The organism is Agrobacterium genomosp. 2 str. CFBP 5494, assembly GCF_900013495.1.
Taxonomy (GTDB): domain Bacteria; phylum Pseudomonadota; class Alphaproteobacteria; order Rhizobiales; family Rhizobiaceae; genus Agrobacterium; species Agrobacterium pusense.
Genome location: NZ_LT009721.1, coordinates 143,707 through 163,502 on the forward strand (window position 1 = coordinate 143,707; position 19,796 = coordinate 163,502).

Annotated in this window: 19 protein-coding genes; 8 read left to right on the top strand and 11 right to left on the bottom strand. The window is 58.4% G+C overall.

Translation table 11 applies throughout. From position 1 onward, the window contains the following. The first annotated feature begins 5 nt into the window (after positions 1 to 5). A complete protein-coding gene (locus tag AGR2A_RS27460; RefSeq protein ID WP_080823747.1) occupies positions 6 to 191 on the top strand; it encodes a hypothetical protein in 186 nt (61 codons plus the stop codon). Here AGR2A_RS27460 and AGR2A_RS27465 read toward each other — a convergent pair. The 10 genes from AGR2A_RS27465 to AGR2A_RS27510 form a co-directional block, all read right to left on the bottom strand. Beyond that, positions 188 to 1,525, bottom strand: coding sequence for an MATE family efflux transporter (locus AGR2A_RS27465; protein WP_286079607.1), 1,338 nt, complete (start codon positions 1,523 to 1,525; stop codon positions 188 to 190). The genes AGR2A_RS27460 and AGR2A_RS27465 overlap by 4 nt on opposite strands. Next, a complete protein-coding gene (locus AGR2A_RS27470; protein WP_080823749.1) occupies positions 1,526 to 2,104 on the bottom strand; it encodes a peroxidase-related enzyme in 579 nt (192 codons plus the stop codon). A 1-nt stretch (position 2,105) separates the two neighbouring features. Beyond that, on the bottom strand, positions 2,106 to 2,606 hold the full coding sequence (locus AGR2A_RS27475; RefSeq protein ID WP_080823751.1) for a CMD domain-containing protein: 501 nt from the start codon (positions 2,604 to 2,606) through the stop codon (positions 2,106 to 2,108). 7 nt (positions 2,607 to 2,613) lie between these two features. Continuing rightward, positions 2,614 to 3,207, bottom strand: coding sequence for a 2-hydroxychromene-2-carboxylate isomerase (locus AGR2A_RS27480; RefSeq protein WP_080823753.1), 594 nt, complete (start codon positions 3,205 to 3,207; stop codon positions 2,614 to 2,616). Between the two features lie 11 nt (positions 3,208 to 3,218). Then, positions 3,219 to 4,685: an NAD(P)-binding domain-containing protein gene (locus tag AGR2A_RS27485; protein ID WP_080823858.1), complete on the bottom strand. Its 1,467-nt coding sequence runs from the start codon at positions 4,683 to 4,685 to the stop codon at positions 3,219 to 3,221. Between the two features lie 81 nt (positions 4,686 to 4,766). Further along, a complete protein-coding gene (locus tag AGR2A_RS27490; RefSeq protein WP_080823755.1) occupies positions 4,767 to 5,837 on the bottom strand; it encodes an ABC transporter ATP-binding protein in 1,071 nt (356 codons plus the stop codon). A gap of 4 nt (positions 5,838 to 5,841) precedes the next feature. After that, complete coding sequence (locus AGR2A_RS27495) at positions 5,842 to 6,633, bottom strand: ABC transporter permease (RefSeq protein ID WP_080823757.1); 792 nt, start codon at positions 6,631 to 6,633, stop codon at positions 5,842 to 5,844. Positions 6,634 to 6,643: 10 nt separating this feature from the next. Next, on the bottom strand, positions 6,644 to 7,627 hold the full coding sequence (locus tag AGR2A_RS27500; protein WP_080823759.1) for an ABC transporter permease: 984 nt from the start codon (positions 7,625 to 7,627) through the stop codon (positions 6,644 to 6,646). Between the two features lie 82 nt (positions 7,628 to 7,709). Next, a complete protein-coding gene (locus AGR2A_RS27505) occupies positions 7,710 to 8,810 on the bottom strand; it encodes an extracellular solute-binding protein (RefSeq protein ID WP_080823760.1) in 1,101 nt (366 codons plus the stop codon). A 96-nt stretch (positions 8,811 to 8,906) separates the two neighbouring features. Beyond that, positions 8,907 to 9,911 carry a LysR family transcriptional regulator gene (locus AGR2A_RS27510; RefSeq protein ID WP_080823761.1) on the bottom strand — a complete coding sequence of 335 codons (1,005 nt, stop codon included), beginning with the start codon at positions 9,909 to 9,911 and terminating at the stop codon, positions 8,907 to 8,909. Between the two features lie 399 nt (positions 9,912 to 10,310). Between AGR2A_RS27510 and AGR2A_RS27515 the strand changes: the two genes are divergently transcribed. Then, positions 10,311 to 11,390, top strand: coding sequence for an NAD/NADP octopine/nopaline dehydrogenase family protein (locus tag AGR2A_RS27515; RefSeq protein ID WP_080823762.1), 1,080 nt, complete (start codon positions 10,311 to 10,313; stop codon positions 11,388 to 11,390). A 364-nt stretch (positions 11,391 to 11,754) separates the two neighbouring features. Here the strand turns inward: AGR2A_RS27515 and AGR2A_RS27520 are convergent, their stop codons facing one another. Continuing rightward, complete coding sequence (locus AGR2A_RS27520; RefSeq protein WP_080823764.1) at positions 11,755 to 12,396, bottom strand: DUF1028 domain-containing protein; 642 nt, start codon at positions 12,394 to 12,396, stop codon at positions 11,755 to 11,757. Positions 12,397 to 12,526: 130 nt separating this feature from the next. Here AGR2A_RS27520 and AGR2A_RS27525 point away from each other — a divergent pair, with 130 nt between their 5' ends. The 6 genes from AGR2A_RS27525 to AGR2A_RS27550 all read left to right on the top strand — a co-directional run bounded on the left by AGR2A_RS27525 (position 12,527) and on the right by AGR2A_RS27550 (position 19,591). Further along, a complete protein-coding gene (locus AGR2A_RS27525; RefSeq protein ID WP_080823766.1) occupies positions 12,527 to 14,095 on the top strand; it encodes an ABC transporter substrate-binding protein in 1,569 nt (522 codons plus the stop codon). Between the two features lie 121 nt (positions 14,096 to 14,216). Further along, positions 14,217 to 15,164, top strand: coding sequence for an ABC transporter permease (locus tag AGR2A_RS27530; RefSeq protein WP_080823767.1), 948 nt, complete (start codon positions 14,217 to 14,219; stop codon positions 15,162 to 15,164). After that, entirely contained in the window at positions 15,161 to 16,948 is a 1,788-nt protein-coding gene (locus AGR2A_RS27535) for a dipeptide/oligopeptide/nickel ABC transporter permease/ATP-binding protein (protein WP_080823769.1), read from the top strand. Before AGR2A_RS27530 ends, AGR2A_RS27535 begins: the two co-directional genes overlap by 4 nt. Then, complete coding sequence (locus tag AGR2A_RS27540) at positions 16,945 to 17,754, top strand: ATP-binding cassette domain-containing protein (RefSeq protein WP_080823771.1); 810 nt, start codon at positions 16,945 to 16,947, stop codon at positions 17,752 to 17,754. Before AGR2A_RS27535 ends, AGR2A_RS27540 begins: the two co-directional genes overlap by 4 nt. Continuing rightward, positions 17,751 to 18,545, top strand: coding sequence for a FadR/GntR family transcriptional regulator (locus AGR2A_RS27545; RefSeq protein WP_080823773.1), 795 nt, complete (start codon positions 17,751 to 17,753; stop codon positions 18,543 to 18,545). Before AGR2A_RS27540 ends, AGR2A_RS27545 begins: the two co-directional genes overlap by 4 nt. Next, the gene (locus AGR2A_RS27550) at positions 18,542 to 19,591 is read left to right on the top strand and encodes an osmoprotectant NAGGN system M42 family peptidase (protein ID WP_080823775.1); all 1,050 of its coding nucleotides are present in this window, start codon (positions 18,542 to 18,544) and stop codon (positions 19,589 to 19,591) included. The genes AGR2A_RS27545 and AGR2A_RS27550 overlap by 4 nt, the downstream gene beginning before the upstream one ends. The last annotated feature ends 205 nt before the right edge of the window (positions 19,592 to 19,796 follow it).

Below are 19,796 nucleotides of genomic sequence, written 5' to 3' on the forward strand. Positions count from 1 at the left end.
AACAGATGATCGACAAGGACAAGCCGCAGTCAAAGCAGCTGATCGAAGGCTTTCGCGACAAACGGTTGAAAACTGAATTCGGTGATCAGATGGCCGTTTGCAACGACCAATCTTGCGCATCCCCTGCCCTACTGGCCATTCTTCGCGTGAGAGACGGCGGGCAGAGACGGCACAAAACACGCGACGCTTAAAGAGCGAATGTTCGATCAGCCAGTCTGGGGAGCATGAGGCGGAATGCAACGCTGCGCGCGCTCTGGAACAGGACCATTGAAATCCAAAGGCCGTCATTGCCAAAAAGCGGCTGTAAAATGGCCCAGGCAGCGAAATAGAATAGCAGCGATCCCACCATGAGATTGCGCATCTGTTTTGACCAGGTCGCGCCGATGTAAACGCCATCCATCTGATAAGCGATGATCCCGAAGACGGGCAGGGCAACCACCCAGGGCAAGTATCTGTCGGCGAGACCAGAGACGGCTTGTGTCGGCGAGGTAATATCGATGACCCAGTGACCAGCCAGATAAAATGTGAGCGAGACCAGCACTGCAAAGACAAAACCCCACAGCGTCGTCAGCCGCACGGTTTGGTCGAAAGCCGGGCGATAACGGGCACCGACTGCACGTCCCGCCAGCTGTTCGGCAGCCGTTGCCACCCCGTCGAGGAACGCCACGCCAAAGAAATAAAACCGCAGCAGAATGGTGTTGGCCGCAAGGATCTCGATGCCCAGCATTCCGCTTTGGCGCGTAAAGAATGACAGGCCGATCAGCAATGCGAATGAGCGGATCATCATATCGCCATTGACCGAAAAGGCTCGGCGGAAGGCCGCGAGATCGGGCAGGGTCCAGGCGGCAGCATCGGTTTTCCTGACGATGAGATAAAACCCGACCAGCGCGGTAACGGCCTCGGCAACCAGCGATGCAACGGCAACGCCTTCCAGCCCCCATCCCGCCACCATCACCCAATAAAAGGCGAGCGCTGCATTCAGACCATTGAGCAATGTCTGCAGAACCATGCCCCACAATGCTTCGCCACGTCCGATAATCCAGCCGAACACCACAAAATTGAACAGGACGAACGGCGCAGACCAGATGCGCCAGTAGAAATAGGTCGAGGCCGCGCTGGCGATGGGGCCATCGGCTCCCATCGCTGCCAGCCCAAGTTCGCCAATCGGCTTTTGCAGCACAAGAAGAAGAAGGCCGCCGGCCAGTGCAATGGCCAGGCCACTCGCCAGCATACGCTGTTCTTCGCGCGGATCAGCCGCACCAATGGCCTGCGCCGTGAAACCGGCGGTCGCGGCGCGCAGAAAATTGAACGACACGAAGATGACGTCAAATATCACCGCAGCCAATGCCACGCCGCCAATCAATGTTTCATCGCCCAATTGTCCGATCACGCCCGTCGCCACGAGGCTGACAAGCGGGGTCGAGAGATAGGCGATCATCATCGGAATGGCGATCCTCAGGACATCGCGATGGCTGATGTCGAAAGGCCGGACCGTGGCGTTGGCATGCGGGGAGGGCTTTGTCACTCAATCCTTCCGATGCGGCTCACCGAGCGTATGCATCAGACGGTTCGCCCATCCGAAGATCGCGACGGAATGAATGAGGTCGAGGATTTCGAGATCATCAAGCCCGTGCTCGCGCAGATGATAAAACTGGTAGACACCGACATTGTCGGGATGCGCAGTCATATCAACGCCGAAATTGAACAGCGCCTGTTCAAACTCCGGCAAATCCGCATCGAGCCCCTTTTCGTAGATTTCGCCAACGACTTCAGGGCGCTTTTCAAGCTGGATGTAGCGATTGGCGTGGACGGCGGCGCAGTAGATGCACTTGTTCACGAAGGAGGCTGCAAGCGCGCCAATCTCACGCCCGCCGCGCGACAGGCCACCTTCGCTGTACATGATGTCGTTGAACAGCGGTGTACGCTCATTGAGGATTTCCGCGTCGTTTGCCAAAACCAGCACATAGGCTGAAACCTTGGTGTTCGACGGCGTCACATTGAGCGCGCCAAGCTGCGCCGGCGTTGCCTCGGCAAGATCGATGGGTTTGACGTAAGGGTGCCAGTCGAGGGCATCGAGGGTGAATTCATGGACGGGTTGCGACATTTCAGTTATCCCTCAGCATCTTGAGACCGGCCACGACCAGCACCTGATAATTGACGAAGGCGATGATGCCTGCCAGCGTGACGATATCGGCATCATCAAGCCCCGCAGCTTGCAGCTTTTCGATATTGGCGCGGGTCGCTTCCTTGGGCGACAATGTCACCAGATCCACATGGGTGAGAATGGTGGCAAGGCGTGTGTCGCCGCCATCAGGCGTGAAGGCCGGATCGGCAATGGACTGAAGCTCCGGCGTTTCCTGTTTCAAGAGATCGACATAGTGGGCGTGCAGCTCAGCCGATTTCCACAGACCGGCGATGCGGGCGGCCAAGGCGGCCCGCAAACCATAGGCGAAATTCCGCGGCTCCGTGGGGTAAATTGCGGCGATATAGCTTGTCTGGGTCAGATGTTTCATCTTTGCGCGCTGCTCACGCAATTTCAGGACATCGGGAAATCTCTCCAGTCCCAGAACGGTATCGATCACATCGACTGTCGGTTGAATGGTCATGGTGTTGTCAGCTTTCCGAAAGTGCTTCATCAAGGAAGTTCAAGCGATCCTGTCCCCAATAAAGAACGTCGTTATAGATCCAGGTGGGCGTACCGAAGACACCGCGTCGTTTCGCTTCGTCGCTGCTGTCATGCCAGGCCTGAATGACTTCAGGCGCCTCTTCCATGGCCTGAAGCGCCTTTCCATCGAAGCCGAGCGCATCGGCAACCGCAATGCGCACTTCGGGCTGGGTCACGTCCTGTTCCTCGCTCCAGAGTGCGCGCAAAAGACCATGGCTCAGCTCCAGTGCGGGCAGGCCGAGTGTCGTGGCGGCAATGACCATGCGAGCGGAAAATTCGTTGTTGGTGGGGTAATATTTCGGCTTCAGCACCAATGGCATATTCAGCCGCTTGCGCCAGCGGTCAAGTTCGACAGCGTGGTAATCCTGGCGCGGCTGTGGGCGGGTGCGCAACGGCACGCCGCCATTTTCGGGCACGATCCGTGTAGGGCGTACAACGACGTCAAGGTCATGCTTTTCAATCAACGCCTTGAATTGCGGCCAGCCAAGATAGGCCCATGGCGAACTGAGCGCGTGGTAATAATAGACGGTCTTCTGACCCATCGTTTCCCTCCTCAGGCAGTTTTTTGCGCGGTGACCGGCGCGTCGGCATCGGTCCATTCAGAGCCGTCCAGCTCCGGTTTTTCATAGGCCTGGAGTGCTTCCCAGTGGTGGTCGATGTCGCGGATGAACAGCGATGCCGCGATACCGCGCGCCAGCCACAGGGCGCCTTCGCTGATGGCTGGAATGTCTCCGCTTACCTTGCCGAGGCTGATGGCCGAACTGTAGTTGAAAGAGTGAATATCCTTGAGCCACGGGGCCGTGCCCGGCTGTTTCTCGGTGAAGGAGAAATCATCCTCAAGCCAGGGGAACCGACCAAGACCGGGATTTTCCTCCGCCTGAGGCGGCGTGTAACGATCATCCCAGCAGGCAATCTTGTCCTGATAAGGGGAAAGTTCTGGCCTGCTGACCGGATCGATCGAAAAACCCGTGCCGAGAATGACGAAATCCGTGCGGAAAACACGGCCGTTCAGGGTGGTGATAACCACCTCACCAGCCTCCTCCTTCATCTCGCGGATACCGCAGTCGAAGTGGAAGAAGGCATTGGCATGGCGGCTGACGCGCAATGTGGAGCCATGCGGCGCGGGGGTCTGCTGCCGGGTGGAATAGTCCATCAGTCGCCAGCGCCATTGCGGATCAATCTTTGCAAAACCGGCGGTCACGCCATAGGAGCCGATGCCCATCAACTTGTTGATGGTGGGCATCGTCTTGCGGCGTGCCAAAAGACGCACCTCCTGCGCACCGGCTTCAAGGGCTTCGGCGGCATTGTCCATCGCCGAAGCACCAACGCCAATAACCACGACACGCTTGCCTGTCAGCGTCGTGAAGTCCACGGCGTCCGCCGAGTGGGCCCAGCTTTTGTGGCGTTGCAGGCCTTTGATGAAATCGGGAATGGTCGGTTCGCCCAGCCCATCGCGGCCTGTGGCAAGCACCAGCTTGCGGGTTATGATCGATGGCCTTGTGCCACCGGCAATTTCCAATTCCAGCAGGCCATCCTCACGCGGAATGACACGCGTCACATGCGTATCGTTTTCAACGGGAACATTGAGAACCTCACGATACCATTTGAGATAGTCCATCCACATCGGGCGCGGAATGCGATAAAGCGCCTCCCACGCTTCCTCGCCGCGGATCGCGGTATACCAGGCGCGAAAGGTCAGTGAAGCCATGCCAAGTGCAGGGCCAAGCAGGTTTTTGGGTGAGCGCAAGGTTTCCATGCGGGCATAGGTGACCCATGGCCCTTCCTGCCCCTGCGGTGCGCGATCGACAATGCGCAGGTTGGCGAGACCGGCGCGGGTCAGCGCAAGCCATGCAACGAGGCCGCACATGCCGCCACCGATGATGACGACATCGCTGACATCGGCGCCGTCCTGCGTTTCAACAGGCTTCGACCAGTTGGCGGCCGGGTAGTTGAGAAAAGCCAGATCTTGCCTTACTCGCGTGTTCAAGGCCGCAAGCGATCCCTGCTGTTGGTTGGTCATGACCTTTGTCTCCTGCAAATATCTTGCCCGGACCGCCGCAACGCGGCCCCCCGGAATTACGAGCGCCCTGCTGCGCGAACCTCAATCGGCCAACAACACCGCATCCTGCTGGCGCCAGCCCACCCAGACATCATCCGTATGGATATGCGAGAGCGCGACCGGATCGAGTTGCATGACGAGATCGGCGCCATTGTCGATGGTGACGGTGAGCGATGTATGCGCGCCCTTGAAGATGCGCGCGCCGATGCGGCCCTTGAGCGCGAAACGGTCCTGCGGCTGTTCGCCTGTGCAATAGAGCGCTTCGGGCCGCAAGGCGACGGTCACCTGACTGCCCGCCTTGTGGGTTGTGCCGTTGACATCGGCCTGGATTGTATTGCCCTGCCAGTCCAGCGTGGCAACCGTACCGTCGATGGACAGAACCTTGCCTTCGAGGAAATTGCTCTTGCCGATGAAGTCTGCAACAAAGCGGCTGCGGGGACGTGAATAAAGCTCGTCCGGCCCGCCTCTCTGTTCCACCCGCCCCTTGTTCATCACCACGATGACGTCGGACATGGTCAGCGCTTCTTCCTGATCATGCGTCACGAAAATGAAGGTCTTGCCGGTGGTTTTCTGGATCGACTTCAGTTCCACCTGCATCTGCTGGCGCAATTTTGCATCCAGCGCAGACAGCGGCTCGTCCAGAAGCAGCACGTCAGGATTTGGGGCAAGCGCACGCATCAACGCCACGCGCTGACGCTGTCCGCCGGAAAGTTGGTCAGGCATGCGGTCGGCAAAATCCTGAAGTTCCACGAGCGCCAGCAGTTCCATGACCCGTTTGTGGATGGACGCAGAATCCTTGCCCTGCAATTCCAGTCCGAAGGCGATGTTTTTGCCCACCGTCAGATGCGGAAACAACGCATAATCCTGGAAAACGATGTTCACGTTGCGCTTGTTGGGCGGCAGATGGGAAATCGGCTTGCCATCCAGATAGATCTCGCCCGACGACAACTCCTCGAACCCGCCCAGCATACGCAATGTCGTGGATTTTCCGCAGCCCGAAGGGCCAAGAAGCGTGACGAACTGACCCGGCTCGATGGCCAGATCGAGATTTTCCACGGCCAATGATGGTCCGTAATATTTGTTGACGTCTTTGAAATGAACGACCGGCTGCATGGCATCAGTTCCTTGAACGGCGTGTGAAGTGCTCGGCGTAAAGGCCGACGATGGCGGTGACGGTCAGGACGACCGTGGCAATGGCATTGATCTCTGGCGACATTCCGCCCTGGACCCTGGCAAATATCAGCATGGGAAGTGTGGGCTGGTAGCCACCCAGGAAGAAGGTGCGAACGAAATCGTCCATACTGGTCAGCACACAGAAGATCATGCCGCCGACAAGTGCCGGCATCAGGTAGGGGATCGTGACCCGCAGAAAGGCGATGAACGGATCGGCACCGAGATCACGTGCCGCATCCACCAGATTGGCGGGCATGGAGCGCAAACGCGTCAGCACCATGATGACCACGAAGGGCACGGCATGAACCGTATGCGCCAGTATGATCGCAAAGGTGCCGGTGGGAATATCGACCGCGCGAATGAAGATGCGCATCGAAATGGCGTTGATCAGACCCGGCACCACGGCCGGAAGACAGGCCAGCGCAAAGATCAGGGCCTTGCCCCATATGCCTTCGTTCGACACCAGAAGGGCAATCCACACCCCGATGATCGTCGCAGAAATCGTGGTGGCAAGGGCAATGCCGATGGAATAGATCGACGCCTCGATGAACTGCCTGTCCTGAAAGACCTTTGCATACCAGTCCAGCGTCCAGTTGGTGATCGGAAAGGCGATGAAATTCGCATCCTTGAAGCTCATGGCCATCATCAGCACCAGCGGCAACATGAGATAGATGACAAACAGCCAGTAGGAGGCGCCAAGTGCCGTCTTGGGAAGATCGTTGAGATAGGGGCGCATCGGTTTCTCCTTACATCAGCCGGACGGAGCGCCCGCCGACGACACGCATGAACAGGCCGACGGTGGTCAGCGAGACAGCGAGCATCAGCATGGCGAAGGCCGCACCTTCGGGCCATTTGTCGTTCGACGAGTGGAACAGGGTGGCAATGACTTCAGGGAAAATGACCGTATTGGGTCCGCCCAGCAAAAGCGGGGCGGCGAAAACGCCGACCGAGGTCAGATAAACAAGGCTGCACCCTGAAACGATACCGTCCTTCGACAGGGGCAGAATGACCCGGCGGAAGCGCTGGAACGGTCCGGCGCCAAGATCGGCGGCCGCATGCACAAGCTGTGTCGGGATTTTTTCGATCGCCGAATAGAGCGGCAGCAACATATAGAGCGACAGAAGATAGACGACACCGAAGCTGAGCGAAAATGAGGTGTAGAGCATGGGAATGGGGCGGTCGATCAGGCCCAGTTCCCGCAAAAGCACATTCACCGCACCACGATTGGCCAGCAGCATGATGACCGAAAATGTGCGGATCAGCTCCCCTGCCCAAAACGGAATCAGCAGCAGCAACAGTGCCCGCATGCGGTTTTTCGGCTTGACGACTTTCGCGACGTAATAGGCGACTGGATAGACGATGAGAAGTGTCACGGCCGTCACAACCGCTGCAAAAACGAGACTGCGGATAAAGGGTATGAAATAGAGCGGTTCAGCAAAAAACAGCTGGTAATTGGCAAGCGTATAGTTGCCTTCGGCGGTCGCTGGTGGCGGGTAATCAGCCATGAAGCTGATATTGGCCATCTGGGCGATCGGCCCGATATGAAGGGCGATAATCCACACCAGCGGCACACCGGCAAGCACCGCCAGCCGCACGGCACGACTATTGGCAAGCAGCCCTATCGTGTTGCTGTAGAGGTCTGAACCGGTCACTTTCCCGATCCATCCGGCGTAAGAAGGGGCCGCCAATGACTTTCCGGATGCTGATCGCGTCATCGTTGTATCAACCATTATCTGTCGTTCCCGGCTCTGGATAAGCTCTTTCTAGGACGGACCGGCCCTTGCGGGCCGATCCAGGGGCAAGTTTCGGTGATCAGGCCGCCTTGATTTCGGCTGTGGCCTTGTCGATCATCTCGTTCTTCATGGCGCGGTTGACGGACGAGAAGAACTTGATGCGCTCCATCTGCTCCTGTGGCAGCGTCATGGCAGCCCGCTCCTTGTCGTTCAGCACCTTGTCGACACCATCGAAGGCCGAGGAGAAGCCCGACTGACGGCTCATGGATGCGCCGATTTCCGGAGAGGACAGGATCGCATCCAGGAAGGTATAGGCCGCATCGGCATTCGGGCTGTTCTTGACGACGTTGAACGAGTAGAGGAAGCCGTAAGTGCCTTCCTTCGGCACGGACAGCGCAATTGGATGACCATCCATGATCAATTTTGCTGTCGGGCCGGACCAGGCCTGTGCGACATAGATGTCCTCGTTGACGAACATCTGCTGCACTTCAGAACCGGCGTCGTAATATTTACGAACCTTGTCCTTGTTCTTGATCAGGAAATCGCGCGCCTGGTTGGTGGCGGCGGTGGCGATATCAGCCTTGCCTTCATAGGTAACGTAGTCGCCATCATTGCCCTGATAGAGCATGGTGATGGAGAGGAAGTCGGTGACGATATAGGATGTCAGGCTCTTGTACTGGTCATCAAACATGATGTCCCAGCTATCGGTTTCCTTGGTGTAGTCCGTGTTGCGCGCCAGACCTTCAAAGCCCGCGAGCAACGGCAGGCCATAAACCGAACCGTCGACTGTCAACTGCGGCGCGCCCTTGTAGGCGGAGGCGAGATTGCCCCAGTTCTTGAGACGGGCCGTGTCCAGTGGCGACAGCAGGTCCGACTTGATGAACTGCGACAGGCGGTGGCCTGTAACGGTGACGATATCGGTCGAGGGCGTGGCACCTTCAGCGGAAAGCAGATTGTACTGCTTGCCCTGGTCGTCGGTCAGGCGAACGCGCACCTCGATGCCCGTATCCTTCTGGAACTGGTCGATGAAGCTCTGCGGCACGAACTTGTCATAGGTCGTGATGTTGACGACCTTGCTCTGGGCATTGGCAGAGCGGATGATGCCAGGTGCCGCGAGAACGCCTGCACCTGCGGCCATGAGCTTCAATGTGGAGCGGCGGGTTGTTGTGACTTTTTGCATGGTAAACTCCCTTTGTGACTGGTGGTGACTGCTTTTCAGATGGAACGTCCAGGCATTCGGCTTCCATTTGCGGAGACCGTATTTCGGTATGAAAGTCTAACTTCCACGGAATGGGGCGGCTCGTGACAGCTCGCTGTCAAAGCCTCCGCCATAGGTCATGTCGGCCACACGACTGAGTTGGCGCGGGTCATGCGCGATGAAATGGGGCATGCGGGCAGATGCGATGCGGATGATAAGCTGGATCAGTTCCCGCGATGTTTCCGAGAGCGGGCGCGCCGACGCGGAAAAAATTCCCCACAAAAACGGAATATCCACATCGAGCGGGCGCACCTCGACATGAGCCATTTGCAAGCCATAGGCGGTGGCCGGTTCGATGATTGCCACGCCAATGCCTGTCGAGGCCATCTGGACCGCATTCATGGCGGCACTGGTGGCAATGATGCGTCCGGCACGCACATTGGCCTGTTCCAGCGCCTGATCCACACGCCTGCGAAGACGGAAGGGGTTGGCCATGGTCACCAGTGTGCGAGCTTCCAGATCGGAGATGGCAATGACCTCCTGTTTTGCCAGCGGATCATCCGGTGCGACCGCAGCCACGCAGCGCCCCTGGAAAAAGCCGTGAACGTCAAGCCCCGGCTGATCGGCGGGCAGGGAGGTGACGCAGAAGTCTGCGGTACGCGCCAGAACCGATTGCACGGCGGCTTCCGCCGGCATGCTGCGCAGAAAGGTGGTGTGCGGCAGCAGTCTTTCGGGAAGCTCTGCCAGCGCAAGAGGAATGATGCCGGCGGCGAATGCGGACGTCGCGGCAATTTCTATGGGTTCCGGCTCTTTGAGGGCGATGGTTTTTGCCCGCTCGCGCAAGTGGCCGATACCACTGAGAAAGCGCTCCGCTTCCGCATGAAAGGCTATGCCCTTGTCCGATGGGGTGATCCGGGGACCATTGCGATCAAACAATGCGAAACCTAGGGACGTTTCAAGATCCTGGATGAGCCTGGTGACCTGGGATTGCGAACGATCAAGAAGCCGCGCAGCACCTGTAATGCTGCCCGCTGACATCACCGCTAAAAACACTTCGAGTTCGCGTATTTCCATAGCTATCATGCATCCTGTGCATTGTGACAAATGCATAGTGCATAAAGCGCATCTTATCCGCTAGTGACAAAGATCAATTTTTTATTTGCATCCGCTTTTTTAGAAAATATGTGCTTCCTGGTCGTTCACTGCCAGAAACCTTGATCTGCCACTTGTTTTGGCAACTGCCTGCGGGTGGTGGAGGGCATTGCTCCTTTTTGTCACTGCCACCGGCAAACTGGCGATTGTCATGCGCAAGAATGCACCAGACAGTGCGCGAGATATGCAGGCAATGACCGTTTCAATGGCTGTTGCAAAAATGTTGCATCCCTGATCTTTTCTTGCCGCGGTCTGCGATCCATGCTTTTGAACAGCGGGTCGAAGTGCCGCATCGGCCCCGTTTGACCACGAAAAGGAGACGAAAACTCAATGCGAATTGGTATTCTTGGCGCAGGCTCGATTGCCTATGGTATGGCCGCTTTCCTCGCAAAGGCCGGTCATGAGCCGGTTCTGTGGTCCCCGTCCGGCGCCCATGGTGGCCCACTTGCCAGTGGCACACCGCTGACGGCCTCGCGGGCAATAGAATTTTCCGGCAAGGTTGCCGTCGCCACGGATTGCAGTGCGGCCGTCGCCGATGCGGATGCCGTCATTCTTGCCCTGCCTGCAAACGGCCACCGTATGGCCTTTGATGCAGCCGCACCGCATTTGAAATCCGGCCAGCCGGTGATCATCAGTTCGCACAGCTCTTTCGGAGCACTGTATCTGTCGCGGCTGCTTGCAGAACGTGGCGTTTCATTGCCCATCATCGTCTGGGGCACCACGCTGCTGACCGCGCGCCAGCAGGGCGATGGCGCAAGCGTTCACGTCAATACCGTTCGCCAGAAGGTGGATTTCGCCACCGTGCCAAAATCGGCGGCCAAAGAAGGCAAGGCCTTCTGTACAGAGCTGTTCGGGGACCGCTTTGTCGAGCGCGACGGACTTCTGGCAATCTCGCTTTCCAATCTCAACCCACAAAATCACCTTGGTATCGCGCTGCTCAACCTGACGCGCATGGAAAAAGGCGAGAACTGGGGGCAGGGCGAACATGTCACGCCGGCGGTCGGTCAGTTGATCGAGGCATTGGATGGCGAGCGGCTGAAGATTGCAGAAAGTTTTGGCCTGTCCGTCAAAACCGTGCGTGAACATTTCTCGCTGTCTTTTCACGTTCCGCTCGGCTCCGTTTCAGAGATGAACCAGCAGATGCATCTTGAAGGACGCGGGGGTCAGGGCCCCGCATCGGCTGAAAGCCGTTATATTTATGAGGACGTGCCGTTCGGTCTGGTGCCGACCAGCCTGCTGGGTCGCATCTCCGGTCATCCAGCGCTGCTTCATGACGCCGGAACCAGCCTGTTTTCCGCCGCCATGAATCACGACCTTGCCTCAGACAATGATCTGCTGCCGGAACTGGGACTGGAAAACATGTCGCCAGACGAAATCAGGGCGATTTGCGACACCGGCTTTACCGCCTGATCTGTTTCACTCGCCGCTGTCCCGCCTTTGAGCAGGGACAGCGGCCAGCCACATGCGCCATGGAGCCAGTGATCGGCTACCGCACCACCCTGCGTGATGCCCTCTCCCGACCGGTCACACCGCACGAACAATCTGTTTTTCTAAAACGCTGGTGGCATCAGAGAATTCTCGCGGCACGACCGCTGCGTCGGCTGGCATTGTTGTCATAGCTCGAGGCCTGTTGCAGCGATTTATGCTTGGACTGCTCCATGACTTAGGGCAGGGGAGGGGCGTCTGCCACCGCCCTGGCATTTTGCGCTTGCGTCTGTGCGGTGTTGCGCGAACGGACAGCATGCTGAAAGGTTTGCGAAATGCCCGGCACTCGTCAGCGCCGGGGGACAGTCTGGAAAAACGCGTGGTAGGGCCCAGTCTTCGCAATGCCCAGGAGGTTCCCAAGGTCGTTTAGCGGGGTTTCAGACAAATCGATCCGGATATCGACCTCGGCATAGGCCTGCTCTCCCTGGATCCTGAGTGCAGCAGAACCGATTCCGCGCTTGTCGCCACCTGCAACTGCGCCAGCATTTAGCCCGGCAAACAGGGCATCGGCAAAACTCAGTTCTGCGAGCGATGCTTGAAAGTCGGCCATCATCGCTGTGAGAACCGCCCCACCCGTCAGCATGTTGCCAGCAACGGCTACGCCCCTTTCAACCAGGTGACCCGCATGGCCAATGCATCGTGGACCGGTCCATCCTGCTGCCAGGCCATCGTGATCGACGATGATAGCCTGACGCAAATCCGCGTCCTCATCCTTCGCCAGCGCCATCTCAAGCGCGTCTGCTGCATTGTGGCTGTCAGCGACAAACAATGCATCGACAGCAAGATATGGGTTGGTCATGGCCTGTGTGGCGACAGCGCCAATCATGGGCCGAACATGCGGCACGAGGGCTCCGACCATCGGTCCAGCCGTCGCGGTGGCAATGCCGAAAGCGCCAGTTCGAGGGTCACGGGCGACGATCGAGAAGGTCATGCAGGAATCCCTTTGGATAAATTTATCATTATAAATTGACACCGTGCGAATTTATAATGATAAATTAAACATGCTCTCAAGGGAAGCGCAACCGCGCAGCAGGAGCGAAGGGAAAGCAAGGAGAGGTTTTATGATCCGCAATTGGAAAGGCATCGCGTTCTGCTTCTTGGTCGTCATTGGGTTCGCTGCGCTTTCACCGGCACGAGCCCAGACCCCACCCAATGTTCTTATCGTTGGCCAGATCGCCGAGCCGGCCTCGCTCGATCCGCACGTATCGACCGCGACGAACGACTTCCGCATTGCGGTCAACATCTATGATGGACTTGTTCGCAACAAGCCTGGCACACTCGAGATCGAGCCGGCACTCGCAACGGACTGGACCATTTCCGAAGACGGGCTGACCTATACCTTCAACCTGCGCAAAGGCGTGACCTTCCACGATGGCGCGCCATTCAATGCCGAGGCGGTGAAGTTCAATTTCGATCGGATGCTCAAGGAAGATCATCCCTTCCACTCAACCGGCCCGTTTCCGCTCGCCTTCTTCTTCTCCTCGGTCACGAACGTGGACGTGGTGGATGACCTCACGGTCAAATTCACCCTCAAGGAACCTTTTGCCCCGTTCATGAGCAATCTGGCAGCGCCGACTGGCCTTATCGTCTCGCCAGCAGCGGTAGAGAAATTCGGCGCCGAATACGGTCGCCATCCTGTCGGCACCGGACCCTTCAAATTTGAGGAATGGCAGTCCAATACCCGTGTCGTCGTCTCGCGCAACGATCAGTACTGGGACGGCGCGCCATCGCTTGAAGCCGTGATCTTCCGCCCCATCACCGACGCAAATACCCGCGTTGCCGAAATGCTCTCCGGCGGCATCGACGTGCTGCTCGAGACCCCGCCAGACAACGTTGCCCAGTTCCGAACCGACGCCAATTATCAGGTCGTAGAAGCCGTTGGCCCCCATGTCTGGTATGTAATGCTCAACGCCAAGGATGGCCCTTTTGCAGACAAGCGCGTCCGTCAGGCGGTCAATTACGCGGTCAACAAGGAAAGTCTCGTCAAAGACGTGCTCCAGGGTACCGCAGACGTCTCCGCTGGCCCCATTCCACCCGCCTTTAACTGGGCCCATAACAAAGACGTCGCGCCTTATCCGTATGACCCTGCCAAGGCCAAGAAACTCCTCGCCGAAGCAGGCGCAGAGGGCGCCAAATTGACCTTCCTCGTCACAGAGGGTGGCTCGGGCATGCTCGATCCAGTTCCCATGGGCACTGCAATCCAGGCAGATCTCGCCGCCGTGGGGCTCAATGTCGAAATCAAGACCTACGAGTGGAACACCTTCCTTTCGCAAGTCAATCCAGGCCTTGAGGGCAAGGGCGACATGGCTGAAATGGCATGGATGACCGCCGACCCGGATACCCTGCCATTCCTGACCCTGCGCAGCGCCGCATTTCCTGCCGAAGGCGGATTCAATTCGTCCTATTATTCCAATCCGGAAGTCGACAAGCTTCTCGACAGGGCGCGCGTGTCGACCGATCCGGCGGAACGCGGTGAACTGTACAAGCAGGTCCAAGCGATCACTCACGACGATGCGCCCTGGCTTTTTGTCGCGAATTGGAAGCAGAACGCCGTCGTCACCCACGCCGTGGGCAACTTCGAACTGCAGCCTGACTTTTCTCTAAGCCTGCGCGACGTAACAAAACAATAAACCTGTGCCGGGTGGGTGGCGCGCCCATCCGGCATACGCTCTTCGCATCATCTCGCAGAGAAACCCGGTCTCAGAGAATGCGAGATGACCGAGAGGAATAAAGTTAGCAGGAGGAACGCCTATGCCCGCCTATATCGCCAAGCGCCTTATCGCCGCGATCCCAGTGATCCTCGGGCTCTCCATCATCGTCTTTCTGGTGATGAAGCTCATACCAGGCGATCCGGCGCAGGCGATCCTCGGCTCATATGCGACCCCCGACAATGTTGAGCGCATCAATCGCGCCTTGGGGCTCGATCGCTCCTGGCCCGAGCAATATGCCATCTGGATCGGCAATCTCCTCCAAGGTGACTTTGGCCGTTCCTACATACTCAATCGCCCCGTCTTCGATGAAGTGATCGAGCGCTTCGCTGCCACGCTCATCTTGGCCGGCGCATCTCTCGTCATCTGCTCGGTCCTCGGCATTCTCGCCGGCATTGTCTCGGCAGTGCGTCAATTCGGCTGGGCGGACCGCATCATCACCTTCTTTGTGCTCATCGGCATTTCCATGCCAGCCTTTTTCCTCGGCCTCATCTTCATTCTGCTGTTCGCGGTTCAGTGGAAGCTGCTCCCAGCGTCGGGCATGTTTGCAGTTTATGGCGGCGGTGATCTGCCTGATCTTCTGCGCCATCTGATCCTGCCTGCTTCGACGCTTGCCATCGTCGCAACCGGCGTCGTCGCTCGCCTTACGCGCGCTGCGATGCTCGAAGTGCTGCGTCAGGATTTCATCCGCACCGCCCGCGCCAAGGGGCTTACGGAAAACAAGGTCATTTATCGTCACGCCTTTCGCGCCGCACTCGTCTCCATCATTCCCGTGCTTGGCATACAGGCCGGGTTCGTACTCGGCGGCGCCGTTTATATCGAGACCGTGTTTCAGTGGCCGGGCCTGGGGCAGATGCTCGTCAAGGCGGTCTCCACCCGCGACCTGCTTCTCGTGCAGGGCGGTGTTCTCGTCGCCGCGACAGTATACGTTCTCGTCAACCTTCTGGCCGACGTCGCTCAGGCCCTCATCGATCCGAGGCTCAAGGCATGACCGATCTTAGCATCACCGCTCCCGTCACCGTTCGCAAGCGCCGTAGCAATATCCAATTGCTGATGGCCAACCGCCTTGCTGCGGCAGGTCTCTTCATTTTCGGCTTTATCGTGATTCTGGCGCTGCTCGCGCCCATCCTGCCCATCCCCAATCCGGATATAACCGATCAGCCCAACCGCCTGCTACCGCCCTTGAGTGGAGGTCATCTTCTCGGTACCGATCACCTCGGGCGCGATATCCTTTCCCGTCTTCTCTGGGGCACCCAGGTTTCTCTTTTGGTGGGCATCAGCGCCACGGCCTTGGCAGCGTTGTTCGGCTCCCTTATCGGTCTTGTCGCCGGCTATGCCCGCGGTGCCACCGACAGCCTGCTCATGCGCTTTGTCGATATGCTGATGGCGTTCCCCTACATTCTCCTTGCCATCGCCATCGTCGCCGCACTTGGCCCCGGCCTGCTCAACGCACTCTACGCCATCGCAATCGTCAATATCCCCTTCTTTGCCCGCAATATCCGCGGCGTCACCGCCTCGATCCGCAATCGCGAATTCGTCGATGCGGCCAGGCTTTCGGGCAAGAGCCAGGCTGCCGTGCTCTTCACCGAAGTCCTGCCCAATGTTCTGCCGGTCATCGTCATCACCATGTCCACCACTGTCGGCTGGATGATCCTTGAAACTGCGGGCCTTTCGTTCCTCGGCCTCGGCGCCCAACCGCCGTCATCGGATCTCGGCTCAATGCTGGGTCAGGCCCGCGCTCAACTGTTCACCGCACCCCATGCGTCGATCATTCCAGGCGTGATGATCTTTCTCCTCGTCATGAGCATCAACCTCCTGGGTGATGGTATTCGCGACATGCTCGATCCGCGACTTCGCTCCGGCACGCTTGGTCGCCCGATGCCCGTCACCAAGATCGACCGCCAAGCCAAACCCGCAGAGACCATACCGGATGCGCCTGCACTCGTCGTCCAGAACCTTTCGACCGGCTTCGATACCGGCGACAGTCTGATCCCCGCCGTGCGGGACATCAGCTTCCGCCTCGACAAAGGCGAATGTCTCGGCCTGATCGGAGAAAGCGGTTCGGGCAAGTCCGTAACCGCGCTGTCCCTGATGGGCCTCGTCGCTTCGCCGCCCGGCGTCATTACGCATGGTAGCGTCTACATTGACGGACGGGATGTGCTGTCGTTGCGCGAACAGGAGTTGATTGCGCTGCGCGGCGCACGCGTTGCCTATGTATTCCAGGATCCACTGACGACGCTCCACCCGCTTTTTACGGTGGGCGACCAGATTGCCGAGGCCGTCCTGGCGCATAACCCAATCGGCAAGCAGCAAGCCAACCAGCGCGCCATCGACCTGATGGAAACTGTCGGTATCCGCGATGCAGCCAACCGCGCCAGCGCCTATCCGCACGAACTCTCGGGCGGCCAGCGCCAGCGCATCGGCATTGCCATGGCACTTGCCAACGATCCCGACATCATCATCGCCGATGAGCCAACGACCGCGCTCGATGTCACCGTACAGGCCCGTATACTCGAACTTCTACAAGACCTCCGGCGCGAACGCGGCCTTGCCCTTCTGCTCATCACTCACGATTTCGGCGTCATTGCCGAGGTCTGCGATCGAGTGGCGGTGATGAAGAATGGTGAAATTGTCGAAGAAGGCGAGACAGGAGCGGTCCTGCGGAATCCGCAACATGATTACACCAAACGCCTCATCGCCTGTGTGCCAGAACTTGGGGAAAGCCACACGTTCCTTGACCGGGTCCGTCCGCTTTTCGAAGGGGAAAAAGCATGAGCCAGAACGCTATCCAGATCCGGAACCTCGTCAAGACTTTTGGTGGTGGCCGCAGCCTCTTCGGCCGCAAGGCCAACGAGGTCCAGGCCGTGAAGGGCATCTCGCTTGAACTCCAGCGCGGAGAAACGCTCGGCATCGTCGGGGAGAGCGGTTCTGGCAAATCAACCCTCGCCCGCATGCTGGTTGGCCTCGAACATCCGACCTCCGGCACGATGCTGATCGACAACAAGCCTTGGGATGAACTCGCATCGTCAGGGTCCCGCGCCTTTGGCCGCACCATTCAATATGTCTTTCAGGACCCGGTCGCCTCGCTCAACCCCCGCAAGACAATAGGCGATATTCTCGATGTTCCGTTGCGCCTTCTCTGTGGCTACGACGCTCAAAGGCGCTCCATTCGCAAACGTCAACTGATCGACGCGGTACAGATGCCGTTCGACACCCTCGAACGCTATCCGCACGAATTTTCCGGCGGTCAGGCCCAGCGTATTGCCATTGCCCGCGCCCTTGCCGCCAAAGCGAGCATCCTCGTTCTTGACGAACCGGTCAGTGCGCTCGACGTTTCGGTTCAAGCTCAGGTCCTCCTGCTCCTCCAGCGCTTGCGTGATGAACTCGGTCTATCCTATCTCTTCATCAGCCATGACCTGGCTGTTGTCGAAGCCATTTCCGATCGTGTCGCTGTCATGTATCTCGGAGAGGTGGTAGAGGTTGGGCCCGCAAGCCAACTCTTCGCCGAACCGCAGCACGACTACACGCGGTCGCTGATCGCCAGCGCGCCGCGCCTTTCCGCATCGGACACCGCCGCATGAACGAAACCACACCACTTGACCCGCCACGCCGCAAGCGCACCGATGAGATCGTCAACGCCATCAAACGCATGATCGTTCAGCATGGCCTTGGGCCTGGTGATCGACTGCCGCAGGAACGCGATCTCATTGCCCAGTTTTCGGCAAGCAAGGGCACCGTCCGCGAGGCTCTCAAGGCCCTCGAAGTACAGGGACTGATCTCGGTACGCACCGGGCCGGGTGGCGGTGCCTTCATAGAGCGCATGTCCGAAGGCCGGGCGATGAGCCTTTTGTCCAACTTCCTTTTCGCCAAAAACCTTTCGATTGCCAATATTTACGAGATGCGAAAGGTGCTAGAGCCACAATTGGCGGCGAGCGCCACACCCAATATCGATGAGGCCGGCCTCAAACGCCTCGAAGAAATTATTCTGATTTACGACCATGAACCGGCCGATCAGGCCGAACGCTGGAACCAGCGCATGGCCGAACTCGATTTCCACGGCGTCGTGGCCGAATATTGCGATAATCCGATCCTCGCATTCACCTGTCGCTTCCTCCAGCGTCTTCTCAAGGATCTGACGGTCGCGCGCGATATCTATGTGCAGCCGGAGCCGGTCTCACGCGCCAGTGGCATTCAGCATCAGCGCGATCTTATCGATGCAATGCGCCGCCGGGATGCCGCAGCCGCTGCGGCGATACTCAAGGACCACATGGATGAAGCCGAACAACATATGCTGGCTCTCGAAGCAAAACTGGACGACCGCTTCCTTGAGGAGGTCTCACCGGTCCGGACAAGAAAGCGTCGCACCGCATGATCGATAAAGATTACCTCCTCGACCACCTGCTGCATCTCGTCAAAACCCCAAGCCCCGTCGGCATGACAGAGCGTGCGGTCGCGCTTGTCGACACATGGTTGCGCGACCTCGGCTACACGCCCAAATATACGCGCCGCGGTGTCCTATATGTCGAAGTCGGTGACGGCCCACCCCGCCGCGCACTTGCGGCTCATCTCGACACGCTCGGCGCCATGGTCACCGAACTCAAACCAAACGGCCGGCTTGCCCTGCGCAATACCGGCACCTGGGCCGCCCGTTTCGCCGAGGGCGCCCGCGTCACCATCTTCTCCGATAATGCCTCGCATCGCGGAACCATCCTGCCGCTCAAGGCCTCTGGTCACCGTTTCAATACCGAAGTCGATAGCCAGCCCGCCGACTGGGACAATCTGGAAGTCCGGGTCGATGCTCCCCTGCCTGACCGCGACGCGCTCGTCGCCGCCGGCTTCAATGTCGGAGACATGATTGCTGTTGACGCTCAGCCCGAAGTTATCGGCGATTTCATCGTCTCCCGCCATCTCGACGACAAGGCCGGTTGCGCCAGCCTCCTGACGGTCCTCAAGGCCATTGCCGAGGGCAAGGTGCAGGTGGCGGTGCCGTTCCAGGCCATGTTCACCATTGCCGAAGAGATCGGCATCGGTGGCACCCACGGCTTCGGCCCCGAAGTCGAGGAGCTTCTTGCCATCGACAATGCCGTCACCGCGCCCAATCAGGCTTCATCCGACGATGCCGTGACCATTGCCATGCGAGATCGTCAAGGCCCCTTTGATGCGAAAATGACGCGCCAAATGATAACGATCTGCCAGGACAAACACATTCCTTTTGTCCGCGATACATTCCGGCATTACCGCTCCGACAGCGCCGCTGCCGTTGAGGCTGGGTGGGACATGCGCGTTGGCCTCATCTGCTTTTCGCTCGATAGCTCCCACGGCTGGGAACGCACCCACATGACATCGCTTCTCAGCCTCTGCCAATTAATTGCGGGTTACCTTGAGACCCCGCTTGTGACAAGTATATCCACTGACTGAGCGATCTCGAGACAACTCATGCAAAGGAAAAACCCGACAGAAGGACGGTTTCATTATTGCCTGACAGTCGGTTTCATCCTTTGCCGTCTTACGCCAGGACCCCTTGTCGACATCCGTACAACATGGCGACGACAGCCAGGATGGGATCGATCGGACTGCTGATCCAGAATGGAGATACAGTCTCTCTCTTCTCGATTCACCGCGT

What these genes read in the sequence shown, in the direction of transcription:
- AGR2A_RS27460 (WP_080823747.1), top strand. Translation starts at nt 6, where the DNA reads ATGATCGACAAGGACAAGCCGCAGTCAAAGCAGCTGATCGAAGGCTTT.
- AGR2A_RS27470 (WP_080823749.1), bottom strand. Translation starts at nt 2,104, where the DNA reads ATGTCGCAACCCGTCCATGAATTCACCCTCGATGCCCTCGACTGGCAC.
- AGR2A_RS27475 (WP_080823751.1), bottom strand. Translation starts at nt 2,606, where the DNA reads ATGACCATTCAACCGACAGTCGATGTGATCGATACCGTTCTGGGACTG.
- AGR2A_RS27480 (WP_080823753.1), bottom strand. Translation starts at nt 3,207, where the DNA reads ATGGGTCAGAAGACCGTCTATTATTACCACGCGCTCAGTTCGCCATGG.
- AGR2A_RS27485 (WP_080823858.1), bottom strand. Translation starts at nt 4,685, where the DNA reads ATGACCAACCAACAGCAGGGATCGCTTGCGGCCTTGAACACGCGAGTA.
- AGR2A_RS27490 (WP_080823755.1), bottom strand. Translation starts at nt 5,837, where the DNA reads ATGCAGCCGGTCGTTCATTTCAAAGACGTCAACAAATATTACGGACCA.
- AGR2A_RS27495 (WP_080823757.1), bottom strand. Translation starts at nt 6,633, where the DNA reads ATGCGCCCCTATCTCAACGATCTTCCCAAGACGGCACTTGGCGCCTCC.
- AGR2A_RS27500 (WP_080823759.1), bottom strand. Translation starts at nt 7,627, where the DNA reads ATGGTTGATACAACGATGACGCGATCAGCATCCGGAAAGTCATTGGCG.
- AGR2A_RS27505 (WP_080823760.1), bottom strand. Translation starts at nt 8,810, where the DNA reads ATGCAAAAAGTCACAACAACCCGCCGCTCCACATTGAAGCTCATGGCC.
- AGR2A_RS27510 (WP_080823761.1), bottom strand. Translation starts at nt 9,911, where the DNA reads ATGATAGCTATGGAAATACGCGAACTCGAAGTGTTTTTAGCGGTGATG.
- AGR2A_RS27515 (WP_080823762.1), top strand. Translation starts at nt 10,311, where the DNA reads ATGCGAATTGGTATTCTTGGCGCAGGCTCGATTGCCTATGGTATGGCC.
- AGR2A_RS27520 (WP_080823764.1), bottom strand. Translation starts at nt 12,396, where the DNA reads ATGACCTTCTCGATCGTCGCCCGTGACCCTCGAACTGGCGCTTTCGGC.
- AGR2A_RS27525 (WP_080823766.1), top strand. Translation starts at nt 12,527, where the DNA reads ATGATCCGCAATTGGAAAGGCATCGCGTTCTGCTTCTTGGTCGTCATT.
- AGR2A_RS27530 (WP_080823767.1), top strand. Translation starts at nt 14,217, where the DNA reads ATGCCCGCCTATATCGCCAAGCGCCTTATCGCCGCGATCCCAGTGATC.
- AGR2A_RS27535 (WP_080823769.1), top strand. Translation starts at nt 15,161, where the DNA reads ATGACCGATCTTAGCATCACCGCTCCCGTCACCGTTCGCAAGCGCCGT.
- AGR2A_RS27540 (WP_080823771.1), top strand. Translation starts at nt 16,945, where the DNA reads ATGAGCCAGAACGCTATCCAGATCCGGAACCTCGTCAAGACTTTTGGT.
- AGR2A_RS27545 (WP_080823773.1), top strand. Translation starts at nt 17,751, where the DNA reads ATGAACGAAACCACACCACTTGACCCGCCACGCCGCAAGCGCACCGAT.
- AGR2A_RS27550 (WP_080823775.1), top strand. Translation starts at nt 18,542, where the DNA reads ATGATCGATAAAGATTACCTCCTCGACCACCTGCTGCATCTCGTCAAA.